Raw genomic sequence first — 18,119 nt, forward strand, 5'->3', positions numbered from 1 at the left:
GAGGTCAGGATTTGCCCGCGGCGCATGACGCGCGGGTGACGCCCGCCATCGTCCACCACAGGATGAGGCCGGCAAGGGCGAAGCCGCCGAGCATGAGATAGGCCGCGGGGAAACCGAGACGCTGGGCCACGAAGCCGGCGATCGCCGGGCTCAGCGAGGCACCCACGCCCTGCACCGTCATCACCGCGCCGAGGCCGGCATTGACGTGGCCGGTTCCGCGCAGGATGCGGGCGACCAGGCCGGGCACGGCGACGCCGAGCAGCCCTGCGCCGACGCCGTCGAGGATCTGCACGGGCACCACGGCCCAGACGCTTCCCCACCCCGCGGCGATGAGGGCGCGCACCGGCAGGGCCACCAGCGCCGCGACGAGGATCGGGAGATAGCCACGCGATTCGGCGACCCGGGACGCACCGAGCGCCATCGGGATCATCGTCAGCTGGGCGATGATGATGGTGGCCGCGGTGTAGGCGGCCGGATCGACGGAGGCACGTTGCGCCGCCGCTTGCTGGCCGAGCAGCGGCAGCAGCGCGCCGTTGCCGAGGTGGAAGAGCATCATCGTTCCCGCCAGCACCAGCAGCGGCGTGCAGCGCCAGAGCACGGCGAAGCTCGCGGGCGCCTCTGAAGCGCCCTCCGAGGAGCGCTCCAGCCCGCGCGCGGCCGCGTGGTCGATGCGGCTGGGGTCGATGAACAGCAGGCTCGCGATGGAGAGCACGGCCATGGCCGTCATCAGCGCGAACACCGCGACGAGGCCGTAGAGCCAGCCGAACAGGCCGGCCAGCGCGGCTGCGATGACGTTGCCGCCGTGGTTCCACGCCTCGTTTCGCCCGAGCTGGTGCGCGAGGCCCGCCTGGCCGACGAGGCCGAGGGTCAGGCCGGCGATGGCGGGGCCGATGGCGGCTCCGGCGATCCCCGTGGCGATCTGCGAGGCGGTGACGATCGCCACCGACGGCAGAATCAGGATGGCGAGCGAAGCGACGATGGTGAGCGCCGCGCAGATGCCGACGACGAGCCGCTTGGCCTTCGTCGCGTCGGCGAGCGCGCCGAAGGGCGTGGTGGCCAGCATGCCGGCAAGGCCGCCGGCGGTCATCACGAGGCCGATCGTGCCGGTGTTCCAGCCCTTCTCGATCAGGAAGACGCCGAGGAAGGGCCCGAGCCCGTCCCGCACGTCGGCGAGGAAAAAATTGACGGCGCCGAGAGCCCGGATCGAGCGGTCGGCGGCGGACCGGGGCACCTGTCCGGCGGCGGGGGAGGCGATGGTCATGGATGATCATTCCCGGCGAGCCCCCTCGCAACGAACGGTTCAGAAGCCGGGCGTCAGCAGCAGCGCGGCCAGCGCGGCGGCCAGCGCGGGCGGCATGACGACGAGGCCGAGCTTCAGGAAGGTCCAGGCGCCCACGTGCTCGCCCTCCCGGCGCAGCGCCAGCAGCCACAGGATGGTGGCGAGCGAGCCGGTGACGGACAGGTTGGGGCCGAGGTCGACGCCCACCAGCACGGCGCCGCGTACCACCTGCGGCACGTCCGCGGCCTGCACGGCCTGTCCGGCGAGCAGTCCGGCGGGGAGGTTGTTCATGAGGTTGCAGGCGATGGCGACCAGCGTCCCGGCCCCCCACACGGCCTGGGTCAGCGAAGCCGCGGCGGCCTGCTCCAGCGCGCCGCTGAGGGCCGCCTGCACCCCGGTGCGGCCGACCGCCTCGACGAGGACGAACAGGCCCGCGACGAGCGGCAGCACGCTCCAGGCGACGCCGCTGACAAGTGGGATGGGCGATTCCCGCTTCGCTACGAGGACGAGCAGGCACGCCCCCAGCCCGGCGGCCGCCGTCGGCGGTCCGAGAGGGCGTCCCAGGGCGGAGGCGCCGAGGATGGCCACGGCCGTCATCGCCAGGCCCACGGCCGCCCAGCGGCCGCCGCTGCTGAGGGGGACATGGTCACGGACCGGCTCAAGCCCGCCGCGCAGCAGCCGGCGCTGCGTCAGCCACAGGGCCGCGAACGTCGCGGCGATCGCGGCCAGCGACGCCGGCCCGAAACGCAGGATCCACTCGCCGAGAGGTGGCATGGCGTTGCCGAAGACCACGAGGTTGGCGGGGTTCGAGATGGGCAGAACGAAGCTCGCCGCATTGGCGATGAAGGCGCAGACCAGCAGGTAGGGCAGGGGCTCCGCCCGCGCTGCCCGCGCCGCCGCGTACACCGCGGGCGTGAGGACAACCGCCGTGGCGTCGTTGGAGAGCAGCGCCGTGACCACCGTGCCGACGAGGTAGACGAGCACGAAGAGGCGCAGGCGCGAGCCCTTCGCATGCTCCACCGCAAAGCGCGCCAGCCAGTCGAACAGCCCCTCCCGGCGCGCCAGCTCGGCGGCGAGCATCATCCCGGCGAGGAACAGGTAGACGTCGGTTCCGCGCAGCGCCGCATCGAGCGCGTCGCGCCACGGCAGCAGGCCGAGGGCGATGAGCGCGATCGCTCCGGCCAGAGCCCACACGGCCTCCGGCCAGCGGAACGGCCGCAGGATGACGCCGCCGGTGGCAGCCGCCGCCACGGCCCAGATCGCATAGGTCGTTTGAAACATGCAGGGGTCCGGGGGAGGTTTCGTCAGAGCGGGTTGCCGGATGCGTCAATGCGCGAGACGACGATACGCGGCAACCCTTCATCCCGTTCCCGCTACACGGCTGCGTGAACGCTGCCATGCGTGAGGTGCTTCACAGCGCACCCCCGCCCAATTCGCGACCATCCTCCCACGCCGGGCTGTCCGGCGTCGGCAGGAGGCTCAAATGGCCCGCACCCGGCTCACCCTCGCCCGCCCCGGCCGGTCGTCCTCGGCCCCGGGCCTCCTGCCCCCCTTTCTCCTGCCGCTCGCGATCCTCGGCAGCCTTGCCGCGGCCCGGCCCGTGCCGGCCTCGGCCGCCGCAGCGCCGCAGCACCTCGTCTATGTCGCAGCGCTTGCCGCCGACGGCACGGTGACGGACGAGCGGAGCATCGGCTGCGATCTCGCCTTGCCCTGTGAGGTGGTGCTGCCGGTCGGTGACGGCACGGTGATGCTGCGCCTCTTCGCCGAGGATGCGAGCGGCGTCAGCCTCTCCCCGATCGTGGAGGATGGCGATGGCCGCCTTGCCCGGGGGCGTCGCCAGGACATCGCCTGGGGCCGCAGCCGCTCGATCCAGGCGACCGTCCCCGTGCGCGCCCTCGCGGAAACCGGCGGCGACGGGCTCTTCGACCGCGGCCTGCGCGAGGACCTGCCGCCGCACGCCACGCTGCTCGTGGCGGTCACGCAGGCTGCATCGCCCGGCGAAGCGAAAGTGACGCTCGCCGCGCAGTGATATGCCCAGCGGCGATGCGCTGTCCCGGGCCCCGCCTTCGCTTGACGCGGTGCATGGCCGAGCCTAGTTTCCGGTCACAACCAGGGGAGCCCCGACAGGGGGCTGAGAGGTCACCAGGGCGCCTGCGCCGCGTGACGACCCTTCGAACCTGATCCAGGTCACACTGGCGTAGGGACGGTCGTGCAGGCAGCCACTCCCAAAGAGAAAGCTCCTCCCGCCGGTCCCTCCGGCCAGGGCGCCTGACAGGCGTGCGGGAGGAACCGGGCGTGCGAGACTTTGCCTGCGCCTTGAAGACGGGATGCACGCCGTGAGCGGCGCTCCCGTCCGCATCGTCGGCGCCGGCGTGGCCGGCCTTGCTTGCGCGCTGACGCTGGCCGAGCGAGGCGTCCCGGTCGAGGTCATCGACCATGGCGAGCGGCTCGGCGCGCGGTCGTGCTCCTGGTATGCCGGCGGCATGCTCGCTCCGTGGTGCGAGGCCGAGAGCGCGGAGGAGACGGTCGTGCGCCTCGGCATCGAGGCGCTCTCCTGGTGGAAGCAGCGCCATCCCGGCACGGTGTCCCTCGGCAGCCTCGTCATCGCGCCCGACCGCGACACCGGTGAGCTCACCCGCTTCGCGCGCCGCACGTCCGGCTTTGAATGGGCGGACGGAGACCGGGTGGCGGAGCTCGAGCCGGACCTCGCCGGCCGTTTCCGAAAGGCGCTGTTCTTCCCCGACGAGGCGCATCTCGATCCGCGCGCCGCGCTGGCCTCGCTGGCGCAGGCGCTGGCAGCCCGCGGCGTCCCCGTGCGCTTCGGGACCGGGGCGGGCGACTTGCCTCCCGCCGCCCTCACCGTCGACTGCCGCGGCTTCGCCGCGCGCGACGCCCTCCCCGACCTGCGTGGCGTCAAGGGCGAGATGGTGGTGGTGCGGACGCCGGAGGTCGCCATCTCCCGCCCCGTGCGGATGCTGCACCCCCGCTTCCCGCTCTACATCGTGCCGCGCGGCGACGGCGTCTACATGATCGGCGCCACCATGATCGAGAGCGAGGAGCGCGGACGCGTGACGCTGCGCTCCGCCATGGAGCTCCTCGGCGCCGCCTATGCCCTGCATCCCGCCTTTGCCGAGGCCGAGATCCTCGAGATGGGCGCCGACGTGCGCCCCGCCTTTCCCGACAACCTGCCCCGCGTGCGCCGCCATGGCCGCACGCTCTACGCCAATGGCCTCTTCCGGCACGGCTTCCTGCTGTCACCCGCTTTGGCGCGGATGACGGCGGACGCCGTCCTCGACCCCGGCCAGGTCCCGGAGCTGATGGATGAAAATCACGGTGAACGAAGAAGCGCTTGAGGTGGAGGCCGGCACCCTCCAGCTCGCGCTGAACGAGCTGGGCTATGGCGATGCCGCCGTCGCCACAGCCGTGAACGGCCAGTTCGTCCCCGCCTCGCTGCGCGAACGCAGGGAGATCTCCGAGGGCGACAGGATCGAGATCCTCGCACCCATGCAGGGAGGCTGACATGCCCTCCGACACCCAGCTCGAGGTCTACGGGACGCCGCTGCGCTCGCGGCTGTTCCTCGGCACCGCGCAATATCCCTCGCCCGCCATCCTCGCGGAGGCCGTCAAGGTCTCCGGCACGGAGGTCGTCACCGTCTCGCTGCGCCGGGAATCAGGCGCGCAGCGCGCCGGCCAGGGCTTCTGGCAGCTGATCCGCGACCTCAGGGTGCGCGTGCTGCCCAACACCGCCGGCAGCCATTCGGTGAAGGAAGCGGTGACGACCGCCCACATGGCGCGCGAGCTGTTCGACACGCCCTGGATCAAGCTGGAGGTGATCGGCGAGGCCGACACGCTGCAGCCCGACGTGTTCGGCCTCGTCGAGGCGGCGCGTATTCTCTCCGAGGACGGCTTCCAGGTCTTCCCCTACACCACCGAGGACCTCGTCGTGTGCGACAGGCTGGTGGAGGCGGGCTGCAGGGTGCTGATGCCCTGGGGCGCGCCGATCGGCTCCGGCCGCGGGCTCAACAACGTCTTCGGGCTGAAGGCGCTGCGCGCCCGCTTCCCCGATCTTCCGCTCGTCGTCGATGCCGGGCTGGGGGTTCCCTCCCACGCCGCCCAGGTGATGGAGCTCGGCTACGACGCAGTGCTCCTCAACACGGCGGTCGCCAAGGCCGGCGACCCGGCCCGCATGGCCCTCGCCTTTGCCCGGGCGCTGGAGGCCGGCCGCGCCGGCTACGAGGCCGACCCCATGGAGCCGCGCGACATGGCCGCACCCTCCACGCCCGTCCTCGGAAAGGCTGTCTTCACGTGAACCGCCTCGATCCGTTCTACCTCATCGTGCCCGACGTCGGCTGGATCGAGCGGCTCGTGCCGCTCGGGGTCAGGCTGGTGCAGCTGCGGCTCAAGGATGCCAGTCCGGAGGAGACCCGCCGCCAGATCGCCCGTGCGAGGGAAGTCTGCACCTGGCGCGGCGCGCAGCTCGTCGTCAACGACTACTGGCGCGAGGCCATCGACCTCGGCTGCGACTATGTCCATCTCGGCCAGGAGGACCTGGCGGAGGCCGACGTGGCCGCGATCCGCAAGGCCGGCATCCGGCTCGGCGTCTCCACCCACGACGCGGACGAGCTGGACACTGCGCTGTCCGTGCAGCCGGACTACGTCGCCCTCGGCCCCGTCTATCCCACCCTGCTGAAGCAGATGCCCTGGGCGCCGCAGGGGCTCGATCGCGTGCGCGAGTGGAAGCGGCTCGTCGGCGGCGTGCCGCTGGTCGGCATTGGCGGGCTGACGCCCGAGCGCCTGCCTGGCGTCTTCGAGGCGGGGGCGGACAGCACCGCCGTCGTGACCGACATCGTCATGGCGGCCGACCCGGAGGCGCGCACGCGGGAATGGATCGCCGCGACGAGGGCCTTTGCGTGAGCGACCGATACGCCCGCCAGATGCGGCTGCCAGAGGTTGGCGAGGCCGGACAGGCCCGCATCGCCGCGGCGCGCATCCTCGTGGTGGGGGCAGGCGGGCTGGGCTGTCCGGTCCTGCAATACCTCGCCGCTGCCGGCGCAGGGCGCCTGACGATCGTTGACCACGACACGGTCGAGGAGAGCAATTTGCACCGTCAGCCGCTCTACCGCATGGCCGATCTCGGCCGGCCGAAGGCGGAGGCTGCTGCCGAGGCTATCGCCGGGCTCAATCCCGAGGTCACAGTCCAAACCCGTGTCACCCGCCTGGATCCCGCCAACGCGCCCGCGCTGGTCGCGGCGGCCGACATCGTCATCGACGCCGCCGACAGCTTCGCCGTGACCTACACACTGAGCGACGCGTGCCTGGCCGCGGGCAAGCCTCTTGTTGCCGCGTCTGTGCTGGGGCTCACCGGCTATGCCGGCGTCTTCTGCGCGGGGGCGCCGAGCGTGCGGGCCGTGTTTCCGGACCTGCCGCAGCAGGCTGCCACCTGCGCCACGGCGGGCGTCCTCGGCCCCGCCGTCGGCATGGTCGGCGCGCTGCAGGCGCAGATGGCGCTGGCGCTGGTGCTGGGGACCGAGCCGTCCCCGCTCGGCCGCATGACCACGCTCGACCTGAAGCGCTGGTCGTTCGGCGGCTTCGATTTCAGGGATGCGCCGGAACCGGCGGCCGGCGAATTCGCGCCGTTCGTCGCGGTCTCGCAGGTTTCGCCGGGCGACGTGGTGGTCGAGCTCCGCCCGGAGGACGAGGCGCCCCGCCCGGCCGCACCCGGCGCCGTCCGCGTCCTGCCGGAGGAACTCGCCGGCTGGAGCGGCTCCGTGCGCCGCGAGGCGCGTATCGTGCTGTGCTGCCGCACCGGCCTGCGCTCCTGGCGCGCGGCGTCGACCCTGCGCAAGCGGGGTTTCAGCGATCTCGCGCTGCTGGCCGCGGGCTAGGACGGACCGCGTGTCCAAAGACGCGCTCTCCTTCGCAGGCCGAAAAAGGCGGGTCTGGAGACCCGCGCTCCTATCCGCGGTTCACGGCGACGCTGAGCTCGGGCTTCCGGTTGATGGTCTGGAACACCACGCAGTAGCGCTCGGTGAGCTTGATCAGGCTGTCGACCTTCACCTGCGGCGCATCGGTGTCGATGTCGAAGGCCAGCCGGATCTCGCGGAAGCCGACGGGGGCCTCGCGGTCGACGCCGAGCGTGCCGCGAAAGTCGAGGTCTCCCTCGGCCCGCACCACGCCCTTGCGCAACTCGACGCCGAGCGCCGTGGCGACGGCCTTCAGCGTCACGCCGGCGCAGGCCACGAGCGCCTCCAGCAGCATGTCGCCGGAGCACAGCTCGGCTCCCGAGCCGCCGGTCGCGGGATGCAGCCCGGCAATGGCGAGGGCCCGGCCCGTCTCGACCTTGCAGGCGATGTGCTGGTCGTCGAGCTCGCCCTGGGCCCTGAGCGTGATGACGGCCGCGTCCGGCTCGTTCCGGTAGCGGTCCTTGATGGGGGCCTGCATGGCGCGCAGCGCTTCGGCATCCATGGTCGTCTCCTGTCGGTTCGGGAAAGGATAGGCCGCGGCGGCGGTCACCACCACAGCGAGTCGCCCTCGGCGGCGTCCTGCCGGGCTTGGGCGTTGGGGCTCTTCAGGGATCGGTCGAGCGCACCGAGGATGCGGCGCTTGGCGCGCTCGAACCCCGTCGCGAAGCGGTCGCGGGGCCGCTCGGCCCGCACGCTGATGGTCTCGTAGACGCGGCCCGGGCGCGGCTGCATCACGACCACGCGGTCGGCCAGCGTGATCGCCTCCTCCACGTCGTGGGTGACCATGACGATCGTGGGCCGGCTCTCCGCCCACAGGGCGAGCAGGTGCTCGTGCAGGCTGGCGCGGGTAAAGGCGTCCAGCGCCGAGAACGGCTCGTCCAGCAAAAGCACCTTGGGCCGCGTGACGAAGGCTCGCGCGATGGCGACGCGCTGCTGCTGGCCTCCCGAGAGCTCGCGCGGCCACCGCCCCGCATGTTCGGAGAGGCCGACGCGCCCCAGCGCCTCGGCCGTGCGCGCGCTGCGCTCGGCACGCGGCACGTCGGCGATGCCGAAGGCGACATTGCCGGCCACGGTGAGCCAGGGCAGGAGCCGGGGCTCCTGGAAGACGATGCCGACGGCGGGATGGGGCGACGCAATCACGTCGTCGTCGACCGCGATCGATCCGCCGCTCGCCGTGTCCAGCCCGGCGACGAGGCGCAGCAGCGTCGTCTTTCCGCAGCCGGAGCCGCCGATGATGGCGAGGATCTCGCCCGCCTCCACGCCGATGTCGATGCCGGCCAGCGCGCGCGTGCCGTCGGCATAGGTCTTGTCGAGGTGGCGCAGTGTCAGCATCAGAGCCTCGCGCGCACCGTGTCCTGCCAGCGCAGGACGGGCCTCGTGGCGGCCACGAGCGCGGCGTCGCAGGCCTTGCCGAGCAGCGCAAAGGCGATGATGGCAGCGAGGATGCGGTCCGGCCGGCCCATCTGCTGGCCGTCGACGAGCAGGTATCCCAGCCCCTCCGAGGCGCCCATGAACTCGGCGGCGACGACGAACATGAAGCCGAGCCCCAGCCCCGAGCGCAGCGAGATGATCCAGGACGGCAGCACGGCCGGCAGCATCACGCGCCTGACCAGCCCGAAGCCGGAGAGGCGGAAGACGCGGCCGACCTCGATCAGCTTGCGGTCGATGCCCTCGATGGCGCCGGCGACGCCGAGATAGACGGGGAAGAACACGCCGACGGCGATGAGCGCCACCTTCGACGCCTCGAAGATGCCGAGCCAGAGCAGGAACAGCGGCACCCAGGCGATGGAGGGCACCGCCCGGAGAGCCTGCAGCGTCGGGTCCATGACCGCGCGCGCCACCCTGGAGGCTCCGGCGAGTGCACCGAACACCGTACCGGCAGCCGCTCCCAGCACGAACCCCGCCAGCACACGCCAGAGCGTCGCCCAGACATGGACCCAGAGTTCGCCCGTCTCCGCCAGCTCCCAGAGGGTCGCGGCGATGCGCGAGGGTGGCGGCATCAGCCGCCCGGTGGCCAGCCCCAGCCGCACCGCGGCTTCCCAGACGAGTGCGAGCCCGAACGGCAGCAGAAGGCCGAGCCACAGCAGGCGCAAACCCGTGCCGCCGCGCGAGGCGGCAGGCGTGGCCGTGGCGCGGGGGCGCTCGGTCTCGATGGCCTGGGGAACGCTCATGCCGTGGCGGGAGGCTCGTCCTGCGGCGGCAGGAACGCCGCCGGGGCATCCTGCCGCAAGGACCTCACTGCGTCGAGGACAGGTATTTCGGCTGGATCAGCTTGGCCACCGTGGCCTTCACGTCCGCCTCGGCCGGCAGAACGCCAGCCTGCTGCAGGGCGAGGCCGGCGGCGGTGATGGTCTCGGCCTGGGGCGCGCCGATGGCGCCGTTCTTCAGATCGGTGCGCTCCAGCTGCCGGGCAATGACGGGCTCCGGCAACTTCGTCGCGGCGACGAGCACGCGGCTCACCTCCGAGGGGTTGGCCAGGGCGTATGTCCGGCCCTCCTCGTACACCTTCAGCACGCGCTTCACGATCTCCGGGTTCTCCTGCGCGAAGGCCTCGCGCACGTTCAGGACGCCCCAGGAGTTGGCGGCGGGGTTGCGGTAGAACAGTTTGGCGCCGCCCTCGATCTCGGACGCGGCCATCAGTGGGTCGAGGCCCGCCCACGCGTCGACGTCGCCGCGCTCCAGCGCCAGGCGTCCGTCGGGATGCTGCAGCAGGACGAGCTTCACGTCCTTTTCCGTCAGGCCGTTCTCGGCCAGCGCGCGCACCAGGAAGATGTGCGGGTCGGTGCCGCGCGTCACCGCGATGCGCTTGCCCTTGAGGTCGGCCACCTTGGTGATGTCCGCGCTCTTGGTGACCAGCGCCGTCCATTCCGGCCGCGAATAGACGTAGATGGACTCGATCGGGTTGCCGTTGATCTTCGCCACGAGCGCGGCAGCCCCTGCCGTGGAGCCGAAGTCGAGCGATCCCGCGTTGAGGAACTCGAGCGCCTTGTTCGACCCCAGCGACTGCACCCAGCGGATGCTGATGCCGTCCTTCTCGAACTCCTTCTCGAGCAGGCCCTTGTCCTTCAGCACGAGGCTGACGGGATTGTAGGTGGCCCAGTCGATGCGGATTTCCTTCGGCGCCTCCGCCCGGGCGGGAACGGCGAAGGCGAGGGCGGCAGCCGCGAGGCCGAGCACGGCGCGACGGTCGAACAGGGTCATGGGTCGGTCTCCCGTGAGAAAACTTTGTTTGAAAGAAAGGACGAACGGACCGGTTTGTCAAACAATTCCGCACAGCCAGCGGGAATTTACCTTATTGCACAAGGAGGATGTGAAATTGGCGGCTCCGCCAAATGCCGGGCCTGGAGGACACTGCTCCCGGCCCGCGCGCCTCACGCTCCTGTCCTCTCAAACGTCAGGTAGGACGGCGTGCGGCCCTCGCGGATGGCCTTCGCCTCGTAGCGTGTGCCCGGCCAGCCGGGGTACGGCTCGCGCCAGTCGGCCGGGCGGCGCGCGGTCCAGGCGAGGCCGGGATTCCGCGCCACATGGGCCAGGGTCCAGCCGACATAGTGGTCGATGTCGGACGCGAAGTGAAACAGTCCGCCCGGCGGCAGGAGGCGGACGAACTCGGCCACGGTCTCGTCGCCGACGAAGCGCCGCTTGTGATGGCGGCGCTTGGGCCAGGGGTCGGGGTAAAGCAGGAAGATCCGCTCGAAGGCGGCGTCCGGCAGGGCCGGCAGGAGCTTCGTCGCGTCGTCGTCCCACAGCCGGATGGTGTCGATGCCCTCCGCGTCGATCGCGGACAGCATCTTGGCCATGCCGTTGACGAAAGGCTCGCAGCCGATGAAGCCGATGCCAGGGTTGGCGCGGGCGCGGGCGAGCAGATGTTCCCCGCCGCCGAAGCCGATTTCCAGCCAGACGGCGCTCACCGGGCGCGGGAACAGCGAGGCAAGGTCGGCGACAGCTTCCGGGTCGACGCGCAATGACGGGAGCAGGTCCTCGACGAGGCTGCTCTGCTGCCCGCGCAGGCGCTTGCCCTTCCGGCGGCCGAAGAACGCGCCGGACGGGCGGTCGGTAACGGTCATGGCCTCAGCGCAGCGCGGCGCGCAGCTTGTCCACGAGGTCGGTGCGCTCCCAGCTGAAGCCGCCATCGGCTTCCGGGGCGCGGCCGAAATGGCCGTAGGAGGAGGTGCGGGCATAGATCGGCTTGTTCAGTCCGAGATGCTCGCGGATGCCCCGGGGCGTCAGGTCGACGAAGCCCTTGTCGTCCAGCACCGCCTCCAGCTTCGCCTCGTCGACGCGGCCGGTGCCGTGCAGGTCGGCATAGATCGACAGCGGGCGGGCGACGCCGATGGCATAGGAGAGCTGGATGGTGCAGCGCTCGGCGAGGCCGGCTGCGACCACGTTCTTGGCGAGATAGCGCGCCGCGTAGGCGGCTGAGCGGTCCACCTTGGTCGGATCCTTGCCGGAGAACGCGCCGCCGCCATGCGGGGCCGCGCCGCCATATGTGTCGACGATGATCTTGCGGCCGGTCAGCCCGCTGTCGCCATCGGGGCCGCCGATGACGAACTTGCCGGTCGGGTTGACGTGCCACACCGTCGACTTGTCGATCCAGCCGTCCGGCAGCGCCTCGCGGACATAGGGGTCGACCAGCGCGCGCACGTCGTGCGAGCTGAGGTTCTCGTCGAGATGCTGGGTGGAGACGACGATCTGCGTCACGCCGACGGGCTTGCCGCCCTCGTAGCGCACCGTCACCTGGCTCTTGGCGTCCGGGCCGAGCACCCGGCTCTCGCCGGAGCGCCGCGCCTGCGACAGCCGCTGCAGGATGCGGTGGGCGTAGTGGATCGGCGCCGGCATCAGGTCGGGCGTCTCCGAGCAGGCATACCCGAACATGATGCCCTGGTCGCCGGCGCCCTCGTCCTTGTTGCCGGCCTGGTCGACGCCCTGCGCGATGTCTGCGGACTGGGCGTGCAGCAGGACCTCGATGTCCGCGTCCTCCCAGTGGAAGCCGGACTGCTCGTAGCCGATGTCGCGGATCGCGAGGCGGGCGATGTGGGCGATGTAATCGCGGGTCAGCGCGGCCGGGCCACGCGTCTCGCCTGCGATCACGACCCGGTTGGTCGTGGCCAGCGTCTCGGCGGCGACGCGGATGTCCTTGGGATCCCAGCCCTGCTCGGGGCCGATCCGGAAGAAGGCGTCGACGATCTCGTCGGAGATGCGGTCGCACACCTTGTCGGGATGGCCTTCCGAGACCGACTCGCTGGTGAAGAGATAGTTGGACCGTGCCACGTGTAGCGCTCCTGAACGCATCGCCGGAGGCCTCACCGGCGACAGGTGTGGGTTGTCCGCTAACTGACAGCCCGCGTTCTTCAGGTCAAGCCGAATCGGCGGATTCGTTCGTTACTCCGAACGGTACGATGAACGAGATCGTATGCCCTTGGACTACCGGGGATGCCGGCGCACGAACCTGGGCCGCCCTGCCGGTTGTTTGGACGGGGACGGGCTCCCGAAATTCCTCAGGCAGGATCCCCGGCACTGCAATCATCCTACAATTAGAGGTTCAAAGCAGGGATAAACGATTGGAGGGCCCTCCGCCTCGCTCCCGCTAGGCCGTATTGCCCTACAATACGCTTGACTCGCCTGTCGCCGGAGCCTTAGCGTCCAGTCAGTCGGAGGTGCCCGTGACGACACTGCCAGATCTCGGCCGGGAGGGACCGCCGCAGGAACGCGGCTCGGCGGTGGACGCCGTCGTCGACGAGATCCGCAGCATGATCCGCGACCGCGGCCTGACGGTCGGCGACGCCCTGCCCTCGGAGATCGAGCTTGCCGTGATGTTCGGCGCCAGCCGCAACACCGTGCGCGAGGCGATCCGCACACTGAAGGCCTATGGCGTCGTGGAGTCTCGGCAGAAGGTCGGCGCCGTCCTGACGGACCGCCGGCAGGCCGCCGTGATGGACCTGTTCTCCTTCGCCATCGACGTCTCTGCGGAGACGTTCCGCGACATCCAGGGCTTCCGCCGCCTGATCGAGATGAATTTGGGCGACGCGCTCATCGGCGGGGCCGCGCAGGGCTTCGTCGCGGACGCGGCCGAGATCAACGACCGGCTGGCCCTCGAAACCGACCCGATCGAGGCCTCGCGCCTCGACTTCAGGTTTCACCAGACCCTCGTCGAGGCCGTCGGCAACCGCACCCTGTGCGAGATCTACGGCATTCTCGAGCCCGTCATCCGCAAGGTGATGGAGCTCGGCAAGACGCAGCGCGTCGCCATCCACCACGCCGCCGACGAGCACCGCGGCATTCTCGATGCCCTGCGCGAGGGTGACAGGCTCGCCTTCGCCTACCGCATGCACCGCCATCTCGACGCCGGGCTGCAATACATCCCGGCGGCGAAGGGAGGGCCCGGACCGGCCGGGGACTGACGCCATTTCCCTGCGCGGGCGTGCCCGGCGGGCCCGCGCGGTCGAAGCAAACCATCCGTCCCGCGGCGGAAGGCAGGACGAGCAAGGCAGGACGAGCAAGGCAGGGCGGGCGCGGGTGACCGCGCGACGACCCTGCCGGAACACACCAAGAGGAGGAAACTCATGAAACTCGCATATCTGTTGGGCGCCGTCGCGTTTGGCGCAATCGCAGTGTCCGGCGCCGCGCGCGCCGAAGAGATCGCCGTCGGCGGCATCGTGTTCCAGCAGGACATGTATTTCCGCGGCGTCCAGCTGGGCCTCGAAGCCGGCGCCAAGGACAACAAGGCGACGCTCCTGCAGGGCAATTCGGAGTCCAAGCCGGAGAAGGAGGCGAGCTTCGTCAACACCTTCGTGAGCCGCGGCGTGAAGGCGATCGTGGTCGCGCCGATCAGCGCCAAGGCGTCCGTCAAGGCTCTCCAGGCCGCCCATGACAAGGGCGTCAAGGTCGTTCTCTACGGCACCCATCTCGACGCCGACTTCCCCGTCGCCTTCATCGGCACGTCGGACGCCGACATCGGCAAGGGCACCGGCTCGGTCGCGGCTGCCTTCCTGAAGGACAAGATGGGCGGCAACGCCAACGCCAAGGTGGCACTGCTCGGCTTCCGCTCGCAGCTCCCCGAGCAGAGCGACGCCCGCACCAACGGCTTCCTCGACCAGGTCAAGGGCGTGAACGTCGTGGCCCAGCAGGATGCCTGGCTCGCCGAGAAGGCCGTGGCGGTCGCAAGCGACATCCTGACGGCCCATCCGGAGGTCAACGTGATCTACGCCGCCAACGAGGGCGGCACCGTCGGCGCCGTCCAGGCGGTGCGCCGGGCCGGCAAGCAGGGCAAGGTCTTCGTGTTCGGGACCGATGGCTCCGAGCAGCTGGCAGGCATGCTCCTCGATCCCGACAACGTTCTCGTTGCCACCACCGCCCAGCAGCCTTTCGAGGTCGGCAAGAAGGCGATGACGGCGGCGCTCGACAGTGTCGCCGGCAAGCCCGTCGAGAAGACGGTCATGGTGCCGGTGCTGCCGCTGTCGCGCATGGACAAGGCCGGCGTCGACGCCTTTCTCGCCGACGCGAAGAAGATGAAGTGAGGCAGATCCAGGCGGCGGCGGGTTTCCCGCCCGTCGCTGCCGGGAGCCGGCCATGCGCGGATCGATCGAGTTCCAGGACGTCAGCAAGGTCTACGGGGTCACGACGGCCCTCGACCGCTTTTCCTTTGCCTTCGCCCCGGGGCGCATCCACGCCCTGATGGGCAAGAACGGCTCCGGCAAGTCCACCGCGATCAAGATCCTGGCCGGCGCCACGCAGCCAACGCAGGGGCGTCTGGTCGTCAATGGCGAGCCCGCCTCCTTCTCCGGCCCCCAGGACGCGTTCGACGCCGGTGTCGTGACCGTCCACCAGGAGCTGTCGCTGGTCCCGTCCCTCTCGGTGGCCGAGAACATCTTCATGGGGCGGATGCCGGTCCGCCGCAGGCTCGGCCTCGACATCGTCGACTGGAAGGCGGCCGTGCGCCGGGCCGGCGAACTGCTGGCGCAGATGGGGATCGACATCGACCCGCGCACCCCGGCGTCCCGCCTGAGCGTCGGCCAGCAGCAGATGGTCGAGATCGTCAAGGCGATGGGATCCTCGCCCTCAGTGCTCCTGCTGGACGAGCCGACCTCGGCCCTGGCGAGCCGGGAGGTGCAGCAGCTGTTCGAGCTGTTGCGGCGGCTGCGCCAGTCAGGCGTCACCATGATCTACATCACCCACCGCATGAGCGAGCTGTTCGAGATCGCCGACACCTGCACGGTGCTGCGCGACGGCCGTCTCGTCGGAACCCTCGACATGGCGGATGCCACCCCGGCCGGGATCGTCGAGATGATGTTCGGGGACGTGGCGCGGGCCTTCCGGCCACCGCGGCGCGACGTGGCGATGTCGCAGCCCGTCCTCAGCGTGCGCGGGCTCGGCCGGGCGCATGCCTTTGAGGACGTCAGCTTCGATCTCCACCGCGGCGAAATCCTCGGCTTTGCGGGCCTGCTCGGCTCCGGCCGGTCGGAAGTCCTGCGCGCCATCTTCGGGGCCGACCCGCACGACAGCGGGACGATCACCGTGGACGGCGAGGAGATCCGCACGCCCACGCCTCCGGCGATGAAAGCGCGGGGGCTCGGCTACACCCCGGAGAACCGCAAGGAGGCGGGGCTGGTCCAGAGCCTCGCCATCCACGACAATCTGATCATGGCCAGCCTCGCGCGCATCGCGCCGGGCGGCTTCGTGACCCGCGGCCGGGAGAAGCCGTTCGTCGCAACCCAGGTGCGCGATCTCGCGATCAAGGCGCCGGACCCCATGCTGCCGGTGTCCTCCCTCTCGGGCGGCAACCAGCAGAAGGTGGTCATCGGCAACTGGCTGAACACCCAGCCCAAGGTGATGTTCTTCGACGAGCCCAGCCGCGGCGTCGACGTGCAGGCCAAGCAGCAGATCTTCGAGATCATCTGGGCCCAGGCGGCGGCCGGGCTGTCGTCCATCTTCGTCTCCAGCGAGCTCGAGGAGGTGCTGGAGGTGTGCGACCGCATCCTCGTGATGCACCACGGGCGCATCGTGGCGGAACGGTTCCCCGCCTCCACCTCGCTGGCCGAACTCTACGAAATCTGCATGCGGGGACGTGAATGAGCACCACCACCCAGACGGGCAAGGCAGAGGCGGCCGCAGGCGGCGGCGGGGCGATGCGGCTGCAGCTCTACGCCATGGAGGCGATCCTCGTCGTCCTCGTCGTCATCCTGGTGTTCACGGCGCCCGGCTTCGCCTCGCTCGGCAACCTCCTCAACGTCCTGCGCACGGTGTCCATGCTGGGCATCATCGCCTTCGGCATGACCGCCGTGATCATCAGCGGCGAGATCGACCTGTCGGTCGGCGCCGGGGTCGCGCTGGCCGGGTGCATCGTCGCCTGGGTCTGCGGGGTGCTGACGGACCCGCTCGGGCCGGTCTTGGCGGTGATCCTGGGGGCTGCCGCGGCGATCGCCGTCGGCACGCTGTCGGGCGTGTTCACCGGCAAGATCCGGCAGTGGTTCAACGTGCCGACCTTCATCACCACGCTCGCTTTGTTCACGGCGCTGCGCGGCGCCGCCAATCTGATCACCGGCGGCTTTCCGCTGACGACCTTCCCGTCCTGGTTCGACGTGCTCGGCGCGGGCGACCTCTTCGGCATTCCCGTGCCGGTCTACTTCTTCGCCGCGACCTTCGTCGCAATGCATGTCCTGATGACCTATACGCGCTTCGGACGCGCGGTTTACGCGGTGGGCGGCAATGCCGAGGCGGCCCGCCTCTCCGGCATCGACGTATTCGGCGTCAAGACCACGACCCTCGCCATCACCGGCGCGCTGACGGCGGTGAGCGGCATCCTCATCGCCTCGCAGATCGGGTCCGGCACCGGCACTACCGCCACCGGCATGGAGCTCGACGTGGTGGCCGCCACCATCATCGGCGGAACCAGCCTGTTCGGCGGCAAGGGCCGCGTCTGGGGCACCCTGCTGGGGGTCCTGTTCCTCGGCTGCCTCAGCAACGGCATGACGCTGTTGAACGTGTCCGAGTACTGGCAGTACGTCGCCCGCGGCGGGATCATCCTGGCGGCCGTCCTGATGAACCAGATCCTGGAGCGCGCGCGATGAACGACTTCACCGGCAAGGTGGCCCTGGTCACCGGCACCACGGGCATCGGCAGGGCCGTCGCCCTCCGGATCCTGCAGGGCGGGGGCCGGGTTCTGGCGGCCGGCATCGACGAGGCCGCCAATGCGGAACTGCTGCACCTCGCCGGCAGCCCGGCGTTCGTCAGCCGCCGCTGCGACGTCAGCGACCCCGGCGACGTCGAGGCGACGGTCGGCGAGGCGGCGGACCGGTTCGGCGGGCTCGACATCATCGTCAATGCCGCGGCGGTCCATCCCTTCGGCGATGTCGTGGAGACCGACCTCGAGACTTGGAACCGCTGCCTGGCGGTCAACCTGACCAGCGTCTACCTCACCGCGCATCACGGCGTGCCGCTGATGCGCCAGCGCGGCGGCGGGTCGATCGTCAACCTCTCGAGCGTCCAGGGGCATGCCTGCCAGAAGCGGGTTGCCGCCTACGCCACCTCGAAGGGGGCCGTGCATACCCTGACCCGCGCCATGGCGCTCGATCTCGCCGCCCACGGGATCCGGGTCAACTCGGTGTCGCCGGGCTCGGTCCGCACGCCCATGCTGGCCATGGCGGCGCGCACCTTCGACGGTCCCGACGCGGATGTCGACGCCACCTTCGACCGGTTTGGCGCCGCCCACCCCCTCGGGCGCATCGGCGAGCCGGAGGAGGTCGCGGAACTCGTGGCCTTCCTCGCCTCGGGCCGCTCGGGCTTCTGCACGGGCGCCGACTACCTCGTCGATGGCGGGCTGAAGGCGGGCATCGGCGTGGCCTGAACACGGTCGAGCACGCCCGGGACATTGCGGAGAGCTT

19 protein-coding genes and 1 riboswitch are annotated in these 18,119 nt (G+C 70.6%); of the genes, 11 read left to right on the forward strand and 8 right to left on the reverse strand.

The features are described 5' to 3' along the window. Positions 1–4 precede the first annotated feature (4 nt). Both AC5JCN_RS17205 and AC5JCN_RS17210 read right to left on the reverse strand, forming a co-directional pair. The gene (locus AC5JCN_RS17205; RefSeq protein WP_495756307.1) at positions 5–1,261 is read right to left on the reverse strand and encodes an MFS transporter; all 1,257 of its coding nucleotides are present in this window, start codon (positions 1,259–1,261) and stop codon (positions 5–7) included. Positions 1,262–1,300: 39 nt separating this feature from the next. Further along, positions 1,301–2,560 (reverse strand): arsenic transporter, encoded by a 1,260-nt coding sequence (locus AC5JCN_RS17210; protein ID WP_495756308.1) that lies wholly within the window; start codon positions 2,558–2,560, stop codon positions 1,301–1,303. Between the two features lie 202 nt (positions 2,561–2,762). Between AC5JCN_RS17210 and AC5JCN_RS17215 the strand changes: the two genes are divergently transcribed. The 6 genes from AC5JCN_RS17215 to AC5JCN_RS17240 all read left to right on the forward strand — a co-directional run bounded on the left by AC5JCN_RS17215 (position 2,763) and on the right by AC5JCN_RS17240 (position 7,164). Further along, a complete protein-coding gene (locus AC5JCN_RS17215) occupies positions 2,763–3,308 on the forward strand; it encodes a hypothetical protein (protein ID WP_495756309.1) in 546 nt (181 codons plus the stop codon). A gap of 72 nt (positions 3,309–3,380) precedes the next feature. Then, a riboswitch (TPP riboswitch) is annotated at positions 3,381–3,501 on the forward strand. Positions 3,502–3,615: 114 nt separating this feature from the next. Next, complete coding sequence (thiO, locus tag AC5JCN_RS17220; RefSeq protein ID WP_495756310.1) at positions 3,616–4,632, forward strand: glycine oxidase ThiO; 1,017 nt, start codon at positions 3,616–3,618, stop codon at positions 4,630–4,632. Next, positions 4,601–4,798: a sulfur carrier protein ThiS gene (thiS, locus tag AC5JCN_RS17225; RefSeq protein ID WP_495756311.1), complete on the forward strand. Its 198-nt coding sequence runs from the start codon at positions 4,601–4,603 to the stop codon at positions 4,796–4,798. The genes thiO and thiS overlap by 32 nt, the downstream gene beginning before the upstream one ends. A gap of 1 nt (position 4,799) precedes the next feature. Continuing rightward, entirely contained in the window at positions 4,800–5,588 is a 789-nt protein-coding gene (locus tag AC5JCN_RS17230; RefSeq protein ID WP_495756312.1) for a thiazole synthase, read from the forward strand. Continuing rightward, the gene (locus AC5JCN_RS17235; RefSeq protein ID WP_495756313.1) at positions 5,585–6,193 is read left to right on the forward strand and encodes a thiamine phosphate synthase; all 609 of its coding nucleotides are present in this window, start codon (positions 5,585–5,587) and stop codon (positions 6,191–6,193) included. The genes AC5JCN_RS17230 and AC5JCN_RS17235 overlap by 4 nt, the downstream gene beginning before the upstream one ends. After that, positions 6,190–7,164, forward strand: coding sequence for a ThiF family adenylyltransferase (locus tag AC5JCN_RS17240; protein WP_495756314.1), 975 nt, complete (start codon positions 6,190–6,192; stop codon positions 7,162–7,164). The genes AC5JCN_RS17235 and AC5JCN_RS17240 overlap by 4 nt, the downstream gene beginning before the upstream one ends. Before the next feature lie 70 nt (positions 7,165–7,234). Here the strand turns inward: AC5JCN_RS17240 and AC5JCN_RS17245 are convergent, their stop codons facing one another. The 6 genes from AC5JCN_RS17245 to metK all read right to left on the reverse strand — a co-directional run bounded on the left by AC5JCN_RS17245 (position 7,235) and on the right by metK (position 12,510). Next, positions 7,235–7,744 (reverse strand): OsmC family protein, encoded by a 510-nt coding sequence (locus tag AC5JCN_RS17245; protein WP_495756315.1) that lies wholly within the window; start codon positions 7,742–7,744, stop codon positions 7,235–7,237. Between the two features lie 44 nt (positions 7,745–7,788). After that, positions 7,789–8,574, reverse strand: a complete 786-nt coding sequence (locus AC5JCN_RS17250) for an ABC transporter ATP-binding protein (RefSeq protein ID WP_495756316.1) — start codon at positions 8,572–8,574, stop codon at positions 7,789–7,791. Further along, positions 8,574–9,413: an ABC transporter permease gene (locus AC5JCN_RS17255; RefSeq protein WP_495756317.1), complete on the reverse strand. Its 840-nt coding sequence runs from the start codon at positions 9,411–9,413 to the stop codon at positions 8,574–8,576. The genes AC5JCN_RS17250 and AC5JCN_RS17255 overlap by 1 nt, the downstream gene beginning before the upstream one ends. Before the next feature lie 64 nt (positions 9,414–9,477). After that, positions 9,478–10,443, reverse strand: coding sequence for an aliphatic sulfonate ABC transporter substrate-binding protein (locus tag AC5JCN_RS17260; protein ID WP_495756318.1), 966 nt, complete (start codon positions 10,441–10,443; stop codon positions 9,478–9,480). 170 nt (positions 10,444–10,613) lie between these two features. Next, positions 10,614–11,306 (reverse strand): tRNA (guanosine(46)-N7)-methyltransferase TrmB, encoded by a 693-nt coding sequence (gene trmB / locus AC5JCN_RS17265; protein ID WP_495756319.1) that lies wholly within the window; start codon positions 11,304–11,306, stop codon positions 10,614–10,616. A 4-nt stretch (positions 11,307–11,310) separates the two neighbouring features. Continuing rightward, positions 11,311–12,510: a methionine adenosyltransferase gene (metK, locus tag AC5JCN_RS17270; protein WP_495756320.1), complete on the reverse strand. Its 1,200-nt coding sequence runs from the start codon at positions 12,508–12,510 to the stop codon at positions 11,311–11,313. Positions 12,511–12,902: 392 nt separating this feature from the next. Here metK and AC5JCN_RS17275 point away from each other — a divergent pair, with 392 nt between their 5' ends. From AC5JCN_RS17275 to AC5JCN_RS17295, 5 genes are all read left to right on the forward strand, one after another. Then, on the forward strand, positions 12,903–13,640 hold the full coding sequence (locus tag AC5JCN_RS17275) for a FadR/GntR family transcriptional regulator (protein WP_495756321.1): 738 nt from the start codon (positions 12,903–12,905) through the stop codon (positions 13,638–13,640). A 162-nt stretch (positions 13,641–13,802) separates the two neighbouring features. After that, entirely contained in the window at positions 13,803–14,756 is a 954-nt protein-coding gene (locus AC5JCN_RS17280; RefSeq protein ID WP_495756322.1) for a substrate-binding domain-containing protein, read from the forward strand. A gap of 52 nt (positions 14,757–14,808) precedes the next feature. Beyond that, positions 14,809–16,311: a sugar ABC transporter ATP-binding protein gene (locus AC5JCN_RS17285; protein ID WP_495756323.1), complete on the forward strand. Its 1,503-nt coding sequence runs from the start codon at positions 14,809–14,811 to the stop codon at positions 16,309–16,311. Then, entirely contained in the window at positions 16,308–17,306 is a 999-nt protein-coding gene (locus tag AC5JCN_RS17290) for an ABC transporter permease (protein ID WP_495756324.1), read from the forward strand. The genes AC5JCN_RS17285 and AC5JCN_RS17290 overlap by 4 nt, the downstream gene beginning before the upstream one ends. Beyond that, positions 17,303–18,082, forward strand: coding sequence for an SDR family NAD(P)-dependent oxidoreductase (locus AC5JCN_RS17295; protein ID WP_495756325.1), 780 nt, complete (start codon positions 17,303–17,305; stop codon positions 18,080–18,082). The genes AC5JCN_RS17290 and AC5JCN_RS17295 overlap by 4 nt, the downstream gene beginning before the upstream one ends. Positions 18,083–18,119 lie beyond the last annotated feature (37 nt).

This window comes from Alsobacter sp. (assembly GCF_059501845.1).

What these genes read in the sequence shown, in the direction of transcription:
- AC5JCN_RS17205 (WP_495756307.1), bottom strand. Translation starts at nt 1,261, where the DNA reads ATGACCATCGCCTCCCCCGCCGCCGGACAGGTGCCCCGGTCCGCCGCC.
- AC5JCN_RS17210 (WP_495756308.1), bottom strand. Translation starts at nt 2,560, where the DNA reads ATGTTTCAAACGACCTATGCGATCTGGGCCGTGGCGGCGGCTGCCACC.
- AC5JCN_RS17215 (WP_495756309.1), top strand. Translation starts at nt 2,763, where the DNA reads ATGGCCCGCACCCGGCTCACCCTCGCCCGCCCCGGCCGGTCGTCCTCG.
- thiS (WP_495756311.1), top strand. Translation starts at nt 4,601, where the DNA reads ATGAAAATCACGGTGAACGAAGAAGCGCTTGAGGTGGAGGCCGGCACC.
- AC5JCN_RS17230 (WP_495756312.1), top strand. Translation starts at nt 4,800, where the DNA reads ATGCCCTCCGACACCCAGCTCGAGGTCTACGGGACGCCGCTGCGCTCG.
- AC5JCN_RS17245 (WP_495756315.1), bottom strand. Translation starts at nt 7,744, where the DNA reads ATGGATGCCGAAGCGCTGCGCGCCATGCAGGCCCCCATCAAGGACCGC.
- AC5JCN_RS17250 (WP_495756316.1), bottom strand. Translation starts at nt 8,574, where the DNA reads ATGCTGACACTGCGCCACCTCGACAAGACCTATGCCGACGGCACGCGC.
- AC5JCN_RS17255 (WP_495756317.1), bottom strand. Translation starts at nt 9,413, where the DNA reads ATGAGCGTTCCCCAGGCCATCGAGACCGAGCGCCCCCGCGCCACGGCC.
- AC5JCN_RS17260 (WP_495756318.1), bottom strand. Translation starts at nt 10,443, where the DNA reads ATGACCCTGTTCGACCGTCGCGCCGTGCTCGGCCTCGCGGCTGCCGCC.
- trmB (WP_495756319.1), bottom strand. Translation starts at nt 11,306, where the DNA reads ATGACCGTTACCGACCGCCCGTCCGGCGCGTTCTTCGGCCGCCGGAAG.
- AC5JCN_RS17280 (WP_495756322.1), top strand. Translation starts at nt 13,803, where the DNA reads ATGAAACTCGCATATCTGTTGGGCGCCGTCGCGTTTGGCGCAATCGCA.
- AC5JCN_RS17285 (WP_495756323.1), top strand. Translation starts at nt 14,809, where the DNA reads ATGCGCGGATCGATCGAGTTCCAGGACGTCAGCAAGGTCTACGGGGTC.
- AC5JCN_RS17290 (WP_495756324.1), top strand. Translation starts at nt 16,308, where the DNA reads ATGAGCACCACCACCCAGACGGGCAAGGCAGAGGCGGCCGCAGGCGGC.
- AC5JCN_RS17295 (WP_495756325.1), top strand. Translation starts at nt 17,303, where the DNA reads ATGAACGACTTCACCGGCAAGGTGGCCCTGGTCACCGGCACCACGGGC.